Annotated in this window: 11 protein-coding genes; 9 read left to right on the top strand and 2 right to left on the bottom strand. The window is 62.1% G+C overall.

Annotation, left to right across the window (positions count from 1 at the left end; genetic code table 11):
* Window positions 1–76 precede the first annotated feature (76 nt).
* From IPK17_RS12900 to IPK17_RS12880, 5 genes are all read left to right on the top strand, one after another.
* Window positions 77–1,996: a c-type cytochrome gene (locus IPK17_RS12900; protein WP_343418100.1), complete on the top strand. Its 1,920-nt coding sequence runs from the start codon at window positions 77–79 to the stop codon at window positions 1,994–1,996.
* On the top strand, window positions 1,993–2,697 hold the full coding sequence (locus tag IPK17_RS12895; RefSeq protein WP_343418099.1) for an ABC transporter ATP-binding protein: 705 nt from the start codon (window positions 1,993–1,995) through the stop codon (window positions 2,695–2,697). Before IPK17_RS12900 ends, IPK17_RS12895 begins: the two co-directional genes overlap by 4 nt.
* Window positions 2,694–3,371 carry a heme exporter protein CcmB gene (locus tag IPK17_RS12890; RefSeq protein ID WP_343418098.1) on the top strand — a complete coding sequence of 226 codons (678 nt, stop codon included), beginning with the start codon at window positions 2,694–2,696 and terminating at the stop codon, window positions 3,369–3,371. The genes IPK17_RS12895 and IPK17_RS12890 overlap by 4 nt, the downstream gene beginning before the upstream one ends.
* 167 nt (window positions 3,372–3,538) lie before the next feature.
* A complete protein-coding gene (locus IPK17_RS12885) occupies window positions 3,539–4,246 on the top strand; it encodes a cytochrome c biogenesis protein (protein ID WP_343418097.1) in 708 nt (235 codons plus the stop codon).
* Between the two features lie 3 nt (window positions 4,247–4,249).
* On the top strand, window positions 4,250–4,381 hold the full coding sequence (locus tag IPK17_RS12880; protein ID WP_343418096.1) for a hypothetical protein: 132 nt from the start codon (window positions 4,250–4,252) through the stop codon (window positions 4,379–4,381).
* Window positions 4,382–5,097: 716 nt separating this feature from the next.
* Here the strand turns inward: IPK17_RS12880 and IPK17_RS12875 are convergent.
* The gene (locus IPK17_RS12875) at window positions 5,098–5,325 is read right to left on the bottom strand and encodes a hotdog domain-containing protein (RefSeq protein ID WP_343418095.1); all 228 of its coding nucleotides are present in this window, start codon (window positions 5,323–5,325) and stop codon (window positions 5,098–5,100) included.
* A 119-nt stretch (window positions 5,326–5,444) separates the two neighbouring features.
* Here IPK17_RS12875 and IPK17_RS12870 point away from each other — a divergent pair, with 119 nt between their 5' ends.
* Together IPK17_RS12870 and IPK17_RS12865 are read left to right on the top strand one after the other, a co-directional pair.
* Entirely contained in the window at window positions 5,445–6,755 is a 1,311-nt protein-coding gene (locus IPK17_RS12870; RefSeq protein ID WP_343418094.1) for a hypothetical protein, read from the top strand.
* A 341-nt stretch (window positions 6,756–7,096) separates the two neighbouring features.
* Entirely contained in the window at window positions 7,097–8,248 is a 1,152-nt protein-coding gene (locus IPK17_RS12865) for a M20 family metallopeptidase (protein ID WP_343418093.1), read from the top strand.
* A 144-nt stretch (window positions 8,249–8,392) separates the two neighbouring features.
* Here the strand turns inward: IPK17_RS12865 and IPK17_RS12860 are convergent, their stop codons facing one another.
* Complete coding sequence (locus IPK17_RS12860) at window positions 8,393–10,396, bottom strand: ArnT family glycosyltransferase (RefSeq protein WP_343418092.1); 2,004 nt, start codon at window positions 10,394–10,396, stop codon at window positions 8,393–8,395.
* Between the two features lie 142 nt (window positions 10,397–10,538).
* On the opposite strand from IPK17_RS12860, the gene rplI reads away from it, so the two are divergent.
* Entirely contained in the window at window positions 10,539–11,099 is a 561-nt protein-coding gene (gene rplI / locus IPK17_RS12855; RefSeq protein WP_343418091.1) for a 50S ribosomal protein L9, read from the top strand.
* Window positions 11,100–11,175: 76 nt separating this feature from the next.
* Window positions 11,176–12,483, top strand: a complete 1,308-nt coding sequence (locus IPK17_RS12850) for a helix-turn-helix domain-containing protein (protein ID WP_343418090.1) — start codon at window positions 11,176–11,178, stop codon at window positions 12,481–12,483.

Genomic DNA, 12,483 nt, shown 5'->3' with positions numbered 1-12,483 from the left:
GGGAGAGGGGTCGGGGGTGAGGGGCAGATCGGGCGACCACACAGGGTCGCCCCTACATTTGTCATACGTGTTAATCATGGCGCTCACGTTGTTCCTCGCGGCGTGCGGGGGCTTGGGCGGGGAACCGCGCATCGTCGCGACGGTGCTGCCACCCACGCCGTTTGAAGCGCCGCCCCCGCAGGCCGCGCCCGATCTCGTGAATGGCGCGGCCATCTACCAGCAGAACTGCAAATGGTGCCACGGCGTGAGCGGCGCGGGCGATGGCGACATGGTCACGAGCGGTCAGGTGACCAACCCCGGCATCTTCACCGATCCGGCGACGGCCAGCGATCAGCGCCCGACCGAATGGTTCGGGACGATCACACTGGGGCGCATCGACAAGCTGATGCCGCCGTGGGGCGATGCGCTCACCGAGCAGCAGCGCTGGGATGTCGCCCTATACACGTACACTCTGCACTATGAGCGCGCCCTGCTGGAACGCGGCGCAGAGATGTGGGCGGCGAACTGCGTCGAATGCCACGGCGAGAGCGGACGCGGCGACGGCCCGCGGGCTGCCGAACTCACGCGCCCGGTCGGCGACTTGACCGACCCGGCGACAATGGTCACACAAAATGATCAGGTGTACGCGACGATCATCCGCGAGGGCGTGGGCGAAAACATGCCTGCCTTCCAGAATGAACTCTCCCCCGAAGACATCACAGCGGTGGCGCAGTATTCGCGGGCGCTCGCCCTGAGCGGTGTGGATGCGCTCGGTCAGCCCGTGATTCCACCCCCCGTCAGCACCGAAGAAGCCCCCGCGCCCAACGCGACCGCCGAAGTCGGCGCAAGCGCTGATGCAACTGCGGAAGCCGCGGCGACAACCATCACGATCAGTGGGCAGGTCACGAATGGCAGCGCCACGGGAACTGTCCCCGCCGACGCGGAAGCCGTGCTCTTCATGTTTGACGCGGCCTTCGCGCAGACGCAGACGACCGCGCCGATCAATGCGGACGGGAACTACACCTTCGCCAATGTGCCCTACGACGTGGCAAACGTGTACATCGTGACGATCAACTACCGCGACCGGGTGTTCGCCAGCGAGGTGCGCCGCGCCGAGTCGCTCACGCAGGACGCCGCCGATGGTCTGCTCGATCTGCCGATCACGATCTACGAGCTGACCGAAGACCCGAGCGTCATCCAGATCACGGGTATGGTGAGTCAGGTTGCGGTCGTCGGGGACAGCCTCGAAGTCGCGCAGGTGATGACGCTCACCAACACGTCGGATCGCGCTTTCAGCAGCAGTCAAACGACTGAAGACGGGCGCAATATCTCGGTGGTGATTTCGCTGCCGCCGGGCGCGATTGTGGCGGGCTTGCCGGATGAGCAGCGCTACGTGGTCGCGGCGGAGCAGTTCGCCGTGCTCGACACGGTGCCCGTACTGCCCGGCGAAGACCACCTGATCCAGTTGGTCTACCTGATCCCCTATGAAAACGACGCGATCATCGAACAACAGATGAATTACGCGGTGAATGGCGCGGTGCGCTTGCTCATCCGTCCGGAGAGCGTGACCGTCACCAGCGATCAGCTCCCGGCGCTCGGCGTGGAGACGCTCGGCGGCAACCAGTACCGCTCGTTCGGCGCGGATCTGGCGCTCAGCGCGGGTGATGTCATCCGCTACGACTTGCGCGGCGCGGGCGTGGAGGTCGCGCAGTCGGGTGAGACCTCAGTCGTCGATTCAAGCACGCTGCCGCTGATCGTGATCGCGTTCCTCGCCTTCGTCGCCGTGCTGATCAGCGTGTCATATCTGCTTTACTACCGCTCGAAGCAGCAGCCCACCGCCAAACTGGCCGCTACGCCCGATGAAACGAAAGCCTCGGCGCTCGTGCAGTACCTGATCGCGCAGATCGCGCAGTTGGACGCGCGGCACGAAGCGGGCGACATCGGCGACGACGAGTATCAGCAGCAGCGGGACAAACTCAAAGACGACCTGAAGCGCGCTATGGAAGATGCCCCATGATTATCGAAACGCACGCCCTCACCAAAGCTTACGGGCTGCAGCCCGTCCTCAGAAAGATCGACCTCGGCATTGAGCGCGGCGAATTCGTCGCGCTGCTCGGCGCGAACGGCAGCGGCAAATCGACGCTGCTGCGCCTGCTGTGCGCGCTCACCAAACCGACCGCCGGGAGCATCAAGGTCGGCGGGTGGGAACTGCCCAAAGAGGCCGCCGCCGTCCGCTCACAGATCGGGCTGGTCAGCCACAAATCGTTGGTCTATGACAACCTGACCGCCATCGAAAACCTGCGCTTTTTCGCGCGTGTGTACGGCCTCGACGATATCGACGGACGCATCAAACGCGGGCTCGAGCGCGTGGGGTTGGGCAAACGCGGCGGCGACCTCGTGCGCACCTATTCGCGCGGCATGCTGCAGCGCCTGAGCATCGCCCGCGCGCTGATCCACAACCCGGATGTGCTGCTGCTTGACGAGCCGTACACCGGGCTGGATCAAGACGCGTCCGGCATTCTCGATAGTCTGCTCGTGCAAGCGCACGGTGACGGCAAGACGATCATCATGGTGACGCACGAACTCGACCGGGCGCAGCGTTTGGCCCAGCGCGCCATCATCATTTCACGGGGGGCGATTGTGCTCGACGCGCCCATGAGCAGCATTGAATATTTACCCGCGCGCTACACCGAAGTCACAGGCATGACCACCCGATGAAAACTCGCTTCTTTGCCGTCGTCTCCGCCATCATCCGCAAAGACCTGCAAGCGGAACTCCGCAGTCGGGAGCTCATCGGGTCGATGGGCTTGTTTGCACTCCTGAGCATCCTCATCTTCTCGTTCGCGCTGGAACTCGACCGTATTGCCCGCGTCGAAGCCATCAGCGGCGTACTATGGGTGACGATTGTCTTCTCCAGCATCCTCGGGCTGAATCGCAGCATGGCAATGGAGCGCGATCAGGGCAACCTCGAAGCCCTGCTGATCGCGCCGATTGACCGCGGGGCGATCTTCGTCGGCAAGCTGATCGGTAACTTCCTGTTCACGCTGACGGTCGGCGCGGTGCTGCTGCCGCTCATGACCATCCTGTACAACCTCTCGCTGATCACGCCCATGCTCATCCTGACGCTGCTGCTCGGCATTCTCGGCTTCACCGTGATCGGTACGCTGCTGGCCGGGATGACGGTGCAAACCCGCGCCCGTGACGCGCTGCTGCCCATCGTCATGATGCCGGTCGCGCTGCCGCTGCTGCTGTTGGCCGTGCGGGCCACGACGGGCATCATCAACGCCGCGCCGGAAGATCAATGGCTGGCGTTCGTGCAGATTCTCGGCGTGCTGGATCTGGTGTTTCTGGGGGTGTGCTTCCTGCTGTTCGATTTTGTGATCGAGGAGTGAGGATCAACGCCGCCTCACCCCCTCACCCCCAACCCCTCTCCTCAAAGAGAGGGGAGACGCTTATTGTAATTTTGTGTAGATATGCTAAGATTTTTGCAGATTTTTGGAGTTTAACGGAGAACTAGGTATCTATGACTGCGGTTCGATCTCTGCCAGTAGAGACGCCGATGGCCAATCGTACGCGCTTGCTGTGGTCGCTCACCATCGTCACCGTGATCGCGGTGGTCGTCGGGGCGTATTTCGCGCTGGCCTACGCGGGCGCGGATATTGAGCAAGGCAATGTGCAGCGGATTTTCTACTTCCATGTGTCGGCGTTCGCCGGCGCGTTCATCGCGCTCGGGGTAACCGTGTTCGCGGGCATCGCCTATCTGCGCACGCGCAGCCTCAAGTGGGATGTGCTGGCGCTGGCGGGCGTGGAAGTCGGGCTGGCGCTCGGCGTGGTCAACCTCGTCACGGGGTCGATCTGGGCGCGCCCCATCTGGAATACATGGTGGACATGGGATCCGCGCCTAACCAGCGCCGCGATCATGGTGCTGACGTATGCCGCCTACCTGATGCTGCGCAGCGGCATCGAAAACGCGGACACGCGCCGCCGCTTTGCGTCGGTGTATGGCATCCTCGCCTTCTCCACTGTCGTCATCACGCTGATCATCATCCGCATCCGCCCCGACACGATTCACCCCGCCGTGATCGGCGCCAGCCCGCAAAACGCGCAGGGCGGCTTTGGCCTCACGCCGAGCATGCTCACGGCGATGAGCGTCAACATGGTGATCTGGAGTGTGTTCGTGCCGCTCACGCTGATGTGGTGGCGCATTCGCATTGAGAACTTCGCGGCGCGGGTGCAGGAACTGCGTCTGCGCGCGCTGGAGGATTAGCCGATGCCCGAGACGACCGCTTACCTGTACCTCGGCCTCGCGGCCATTGCTGTGATCATGCTGGTGCTGATCGGCTCGATGGCGCTGCGCTATCGCGGCTTGCAGCAGGACCTCAAAACACTGGAAAACAGCTGACCAGCGATCGCCACGTGCCGTGCTACCCCTGGACAGCCTGACCCCCAGCGGGGCCCGTCAGCTCAAGCTCGACGGAACAGCTACTCCGCGCGGGCTTTGGGCGAAAACGCACATTGTCCATTGGATAAAAGCGGCCCTTCGGATAGGGGTATCCACTTCGAGGCGCGCGACTTCCCGCCATGCAAGAGGATGGGACCCCCGCCGCGATTGGCCGACGCGCTGGCGAAGGTGGTAACGAGTCAAGATTGCGGGGTGACGGCCTTCGATATCAGCGTTCCATCCACTTGAAATTTCGAACCTGAGCACGGTTACAGTAAACGACCAAATCCTAGCCGCCATCATCTGGCGGCAGGATCAATCACCAAACCATCGTCCGGAGGTCTGCCTGACGAATTGGCACCGGAACCGCCCGCCGGGCTCCAGAACTTGAGATGAAGGTAGTTTTGGCAGGCTGAACCAAACGAACGCGGAGCCACCGCCGATCAACAGCGGACTCCCCCCACAGATAAAGATCTTTCGCGCTGATTCAATGGTCGATGATTCAACGAGGCGCATCCATCGCTCCAACCTGCGTGTCACATCGATTATCCTTATGGCGCGGTCGGACGCGGACGGCGCGGGCTTTGTCGGACCGATGTAACATCCGCTTCGCTGATGACGTCGCCCGCCCGTTCGATGCGCCGTCTCCGCGATAGGCCGACGCGCTGGCAAGGTCGTCAGGATGATGGTGTCGCCGAGTTCGGCGGCTTTTTGAACTTGATATTCATGGCGTACACGACGAAGTAGTAGCCATCGTCGTTCCAGCGGCGGATGTCGCGACCGGAGGTCTGCCCGACAAATTCAGTGCGCCCACGTTCTAGGTATTTCAGGTAGTTGGCGTAGTAGACCACGCCAAGACTGTCGGTGTCCTCATAGTAGACTTTGTAGCTGACGCGATGTTCCATGCTGCGATCCTCTGGCGCTGCCCAAACACACGTCTTCTTTTCCTTCGATGCGCTCGTCCGGGCCGTTGAGCCGGCTTGGGGTGAGGTCATTCCCGGCAATTCGCGCTATACTTCAGGGTATGATGCGACGACTACTCACGCTCACACTTCTGCTATTGGCGGCCTGCGGACCGACTCCCGGCGTGAACACCACGCCGACCGCCTTCCCCTTCCCGACTATGACGCCCGGTCGCGTGCTGCAGGTGCCTATGCCGACGCTGGCCGGCGGCATCCCGCTGGATGGATCGGGTCTGGCGAACCCGGCGACCGCGGTCGCCATTGCCAACCGACCGACCGCCACGCCGAATCTACGGGCGTGCCCCGCGCCGAACGCGGACGCGGTGCTCGACCCGGCGCTGCCCGCCACCGCCGCGCGCATCGATGATGTGATCGCGCTCTACCTCAACGATGGCGGCAACGCGGACAACCTCACAGTCTACCTACGCGAAAACTGGAACGTGCTCGGTGAGACAGGTTTCGCGCGCGGCAACCTCGACCTGACAGGCGAAGGCACGCCGGAGATCGTGGTCAGCTACCGCGCGCCGGATGTCGGCGGGAGTCTGCTGGTGTTCGGCTGCATCGACGGGCGCTACCTGACGCGCTACGAAGTGACGACCGGCGGCGACGCGCCGCAGCTTCTCACCATTGGCGACCTGAACTACAACGGCCAGCAAGAACTGGTCTTCAGCGGGGCGGCGTGCACGGACGAAACGTGCACTTATACCACGCAGATCCTTTCGTGGAACGCCGACCGCGGGCGCTTTGTTAATCTGGTGAGCGGCGCGCTCACGAGTGACAACCTGCCGACCGTCGAAGATATCGACGCCGACCAGATCAACGAGCTGATTGTGCGCATGGATAACAACGGCGACAGCACCACGGGGCCACTGCGCACGGGCTTCACCGTGTACGACTGGGACGGCGCGAGCTATGTCCGCTCGTTCACGCAGTTGAACCCGCCGCAATTTCGCATTCAGGTGATCCAGCAGGCCGACGAGCAGTTCCGCGAAGGCAACACCAGCGACGCGATCGCGCTGTACAACCTCGCCGTGGACAGCCCCGGCCTCGAAAACTGGTATCCCGATGACGGCGCGGTACTGATCAGCTATGCGCGGTTCCGGCTGCTGGTGGCGTATGCCTTCACGGAGGATGCCCGGCTGCCCACCCTCTACCAATCGATCCTCACCGCCGCGCCCGATCCGGTGACAGCGTCGGTGTATGATGCCATGAGTCAGGCATTCTGGAATGCCTATCAGGTCACGAACAACATGAATGCCGCGTGCCTCGAAGCACAGGCGATTGTCGCGGCGCGCCCCGAAGCGCTCACGCTGCTCAATCGCTATGGCAGCCGCAGCCCGACCTATGCGGCGGGCGATGTGTGCCCGTTTTAGAAACCTCACCCCTCTCCTCATTTAGGTATCCACGAACGAATGTAGGGGCGCACCGACGTGTGCGCCCGGATGCGGGCAGACACGTCGGTCTGCCCCTACAGATAGTTTTCGCAATCAAGCGCTAAACAGCACGAGGCGCGGACATCTGCGAGAAGCAGACGCAATCAATTGCCTCCCGACGAAGGCTCGCTCGAATCCGAGCCGTCGATTAGGTTTTCATTTAACCGTTCGCAAATTCCTTGACTTTAGGTTAATGTCAGGAGCCAATCTATTTTGCAATAGCTTCAAGGCAAGCCACGCGTGATGACCTGCCGCTATTTGCCGTCCATTTGAGGTTTTCTATGTCTGAACTACTGTCCTATTTCCAGAGCCAGCGCCAGTCGATGGTCGATCTGCTGACGGCGCTGTGCCACTTCGAAACGCCTACGCTCGGCAAAGAACACGTCGACAAAATGGGCGAATACATGGAAGCGCAGTTCCGCCAGCTGGGCGCGTCCTCAGTCACGCGCATTCCGCAGGTCAATGTGGGCGATCTGCTGGTCGCGAAGTGGAACGAGAACGCCCCCGGCAAGCCGATCATGTTCCTCATCCACATCGACACGGTGTGGCCGCTCGGCACGCTGGCGGAACGCCCCGTCCGCATTGACGACGATGGGCGGCTGTTTGGCCCCGGCGCAATCGATATGAAGGGCGGCATCACCGTCACCCTATCAGCGATTCGCGGCCTGGTAGAACGCGGCGAAATGCCCAATCGTCCGATCTGGGTGATGATGACGACCGACGAAGAAGTCGGCAGCATCTACTCGCATGATCCGATTGAGGAATATGCCAAGCAGTGCGGTCTCGTGCTGGTGATGGAACCCGCGACGATTGACGAAGCGCTCAAGACGATGCGCAAGGGTATCGCCACCTACCGCCTCGACATCGAAGGGCTGCCCTCGCACGCCGGGAATGCGCCGGAAAAGGGCATCAACTCAATCATCGAATTCGCGCAGCAGGCGATGAAACTCCGCGACTGGAACGACTACAAGCGCGGCATCACTATCTCCGTGACGATGGTTGAAGGTGGCAGTGCGACGAACGTCATCCCCGCCAAGACGGTCGGCCATGTGGATACGCGCGCGATGACCGTCGCGGACTGGCAGGAGACCTATGATCGCATGATGGCGCTCGAACCGATGGTTCCCGGCGCGAAACTCAAGGTCTCGATGATCAACGGGCACAAGCCGATGGAACGCAACGAGACGATGGTGCGCTCGTTCGCGCAGTGCAAGGCGATTGGCGAAGCCTATGGGTTTACCGTGCGCGAGGATATGAGCGGCGGCGGCTCGGATGGCAACACGGTCGCGGCGCTCGGCATCCCCGTGCTCGATGGTCTCGGCCCGCAGGGTGACGGTCTACACGCACTGCACGAGCATGTGGTGCTCAACAGCCTGCCGCGCCGCTCGACGCTGCTGGCGGCGATGCTCAAGGATTGGGATTTCAACAAGTAAAAGGGTTTTCCCCACAATTTTGTAGGGGCAGACACGTAGGTCTGCCCCTACAAGCAAGGCAATTGTAGGGACAAGGCATGCCTCGTCCCTACGGCGAAACTCCGCACCCTCTAGATCGCGTCCGACTACACGACACACGGCTGACTAAGGCGCGGTCGCAACTTCCTCATCAAACCACGACTCTTCACCCTGGGCGCGCAAATCAATGACCTGCCGGTCGGGAAAGCGGGCGATGATGTCATCCCGCAGCGTGCTGCTGTCCTGAAAGTTCCACGCGGCGACAATCGGACTATCGAGGTACGGACTCGTGACGGCCATCAAGGCGCCGAACGCGCGCCAGCGCACATCCGTCCCGTTGACGATCACAAGCACATCCCGCCCCGGTTCACGCCGCGCCTCGATTTCGGCGATGCGTTCGCGATTCACATGGTTGAAGCCCCGCAGCACACCGATCCGCGGCAGGCTGTAGGTGATGAAGCTGTAGACGAGCAGCGCGGCAAATACAGCGTAGAGCAGCGGACTGAGGACTGAGGACTGAGGACTGGGTTGAAAATCTGCCTGCTGTGCTGTTTCACTGCGTCCAACACTGTTTTTCTCGGCCCTCAGTCCTTTAACCTCAGTCCTCCAGCGCACCAGCCAAGCAATTGGCAGCGCGCTAAGCAGGCAGACCGCAGTGAGTGCTTCGTAGTAGTAGCGCGTGCTGTAGCGCTGCGACCCGATCCAGTAGGTCATCTGCGAGCCGAGCAGCGAGAGCGTCACGGCAGCGAGAATCCACGTCCAGACCTCGGTGCGGCGGCGCAGGACGAGGAACGGCGCGAGCAGCCACGCAAAGGCCACCGCCAGCCACAACCACGCAAAGACCGGGTTAGTCATCTGGGCGCCGCCCTGCCAGTCGAAGGCGAAGCGCATCCACCCGTAAAGCAGCAGGAACCAGAGGATCACCCACGGCGATTTGCGCCGAAAACCGACGAACAGGCCGAAGGGCAGCAGCACCCAACTGAGCCCCGTCCGCAGCCAGTAATCGGCCTCTGTGGTCAACTGCGTGACGATCTCGGGCAATACGTCGCCATTCGCATCGGTGATCGTGCCGAGCTGCCAACCGAACAGATCGGCGGCGGTCAGCGACAGGTCGAAGCGCCCGTGGTTAAAGGCTTTGGTCAACGTGTGCCCGCTGCGGCCGTACACCTGCCCCGCGCCAAACCCGATCCGGTCGTAATCCCACACGAGGCGGTAGAGATCGAACAGCGGATCGCCGACGGCGGCGCGGTTGTAGATCGGCACGGCGGCGCTGAGGACGATGGCGACGATACTCAGCGCGATGAGTGGGCGCAAGATCGAAAAGAAGGACTGAGGACTGAGGGCCGAGGACTGAGTTTTGTGAGAGGAAAGGCTCGCCTCAACGGCAGCGGCTGTGCCAATGGCGGATTGAGGACTCAATTCTTTCTCAGTCACCAGTCCTTTCACCTCAGTCCTCAAGCTGGCAGCGAACGCCCGCACGAGGCGGATCACGCTCCATACAATGACCGGGAGCGCAATGGCGACCGCGGTCAGTGGGCGCGTCGCGACCAGCGCGCCGAGCGCCAAGCCCGCCAGCAAGCCCCAGCGCGTGGCGTGGCGACCACGTTCCACCCGCCAGTAGGCGTACAGAAATAGTGTCGTCCAGAACAACGCCGACGTATGCGACATGAGCGTGGCATTGAGCAGCAGCGCCATCGGCGAGAACGCGAACAATGCCGCGGCGATCACACCCGTTTGCGGGTTGAAGATTTCACGCCCGAAGCGGTAAGTCACGGCGACGGTCAGCGCGGCGAAAAAGGCGTTGATCACCCAGTACTCGCCTAACAGGATGCCGACCGCGAGCTGTGCCGACCAGCCCGGCGTGTATTTGCTGAAGCGATTGCCCTGCCGATCCACGATGAAGGGCTGCCAGAAGACGCGGCTCGTCTCCGGCGACTCGATGACGATGTCGCCGCGCGCGAAGACCCGCGCCTGATACAAGTAGGCCACTTCGTCTTCGAGATGCGGCAGGCGTTCAAACACGGTCTGGCTGAGGTAGGCGCTCATGCCGAACGCGAACAAGGCCAATACCAACACAACAAACCGATGATCGGTGAACAGATTAGGGTTATTTCGTTTCAGGTTGCGCATAAGCTGAAGATTATAGCACTGCGCCGTAAAGTATTCCCACTTGGCACAAATCGTTCTGCTGTTTATAATGTCTCAACTTTTGACCGAAACAAATTGACAGCGGCGCCCGTTTCGGGCGTGCTGTTTTGATAGGGGTTGGACGATGAAAGTTATTCTCCTCGCAGATGTTTACAAACATGGTGTAGCTGGGGAAGTGATCGAAGTGGCGGATGGTTTCGCCCGCAACTGGCTGCTGCCCAAGCAGTTGGCCAAGAAAGCCACCAGCCACGCCCTCAAGGAAGCCGCGCAGCTGCGTGAGCAGGCCGAAGCCCGCCGTGCGCAGTTGGACCAGCGCCTGAACGAGCTGGCGCGCATGATCGACGGCGTCGAGCTCGTGTTTGGCCGCCGCGCCTCCCCGACCGGCAAGCTGTTCGGTTCGGTGACCACCTCGGAAGTCGCCGAAGCCCTGCACGAAAAGACCGGCATCGACATCAATCGCCGCCGCATCAGCCAGTCGCTGCCGCGTGAAATCGGCACGCACGACGTACCCGTCCGGCTGGGCAGCGAAACGGCGCCTGTGCTGAAGATCACCATCGTGCGCGAAGAAGAATACGCCTCGTTCATCGCCGCGCAGAAGGCGGCGGCGGAAGCGGCAGCCGCGGCTCCGGAAGCTGCGCCCGTGGAAGCAACCGAAGGCGAACCGGCTGAACAAGCAGCCGAGTAAGCTCCACCCCCCGCACCTGTTACGACTAGGGGTTTGGTTTGCCAAACCCCTATGTTTTTCACTGGGGTGATCGCGCATGGATATACAGGCGTTTGGACAATATCTGCGCCAAACCCGCGAGGCCAAAGAGATCACGCTGGACGCAGCGGAAAACGCCCTCCGCATCCGGCGGCGCATTCTCGAATCCTTTGAACTCGGCGATTTCAACATCCCGGACTCTTCCCCCATTCAAATTCGTGGTTTCATCCGCAACTATGCGCGCTTCCTCGGGTTAGACGAGGATGGCACGGTTGAGATGTATGAGGTCGCGCTGGATGAGACGCTCCGCCCGGCTCGTTTGAGCGGACGGCGGCTGGATCGCGCTAAGGCCAAGACCGGCAAGCGCGACACGCAGCCAGTGCCAGCGATGAGTCCGGCGCCAAATGGCCGCTCAACGAATGGCGCGGGACGGCGTACGGCGACCAACGAAATGCCGCCGTCGAGCTCGCTCATCAACACGTCCCCGCGCCGCGGCACCAATTGGCTGACCGTGCTCGTCGTGCTGATGGTGGGCGTGGCCGCCGTGTCGGTGATCGCCTTCGTCATTTTGCAGGCGACCGGGGCGCTGGAAGACACACCGTTTGTCCCCGACCAGAACAGCCCGCCCGTGATCGGCTTCTCGTCGCCCGAATTCACCCCTTCCCCAACGATTCAAGTGGTGCTGCTGCCCACGTCCGTGGCTGACGTGCCCTTCACCGGGGATGGCGTGCTCGTGCAGATTCAATTCGAGCAGCGCGCATGGATTCGCCTAAATGTCGATGGCATCGAGCAATATGTCGGTTTGGTGCGCCCCGGCACGGTGATGGAGTATTCCAGCACTGACCGCATCACGCTGACAGCGAGCAACGCCGAAGCGCTCAATGTGACGTGGAATGGGCAGACTCAGCCACTCTTGGGACAGCGCGGGCAAATGGTCGACGTGGTGTTCACGCGGGAAGGCGTGCAGGTCAGCTCCGGCCCCGGCTTCGAGCCAACGCCGATCCAGAGCAATACGCCGCTGCCGACGCCGACCGACCCGGCGGGCGCCATCATCGCGCAGTTGACGCCGACCGGGACGCCCGGCCCATCGCCGACCGCCAGCGATACGCCTGTGCCGACCGATACGCCCAGCGTTACGCCCACACCGTCGAATACGCCGACGCCGAGCGACACACCGACGATCACGCCGATCCCGAGCACGACGCCGCTGCCATCGAATACGCCCACCAATACCCTGACGCCGAGCGCGACCTACACGCCGACCGTCACCAATACTCCAACCAATACGACCGTTCCGACGGCGACGGCCATTTTGCCGCCGCGCCAAACGCCCGTTGATGTTACGCCTACGAAGGCAGGAAGTTAA

The organism is Candidatus Flexifilum breve (assembly GCF_016713355.1).
Note: the sequence above shows the minus strand (reverse complement) of the source record. Positions and strands in the feature narration are given on the sequence as shown.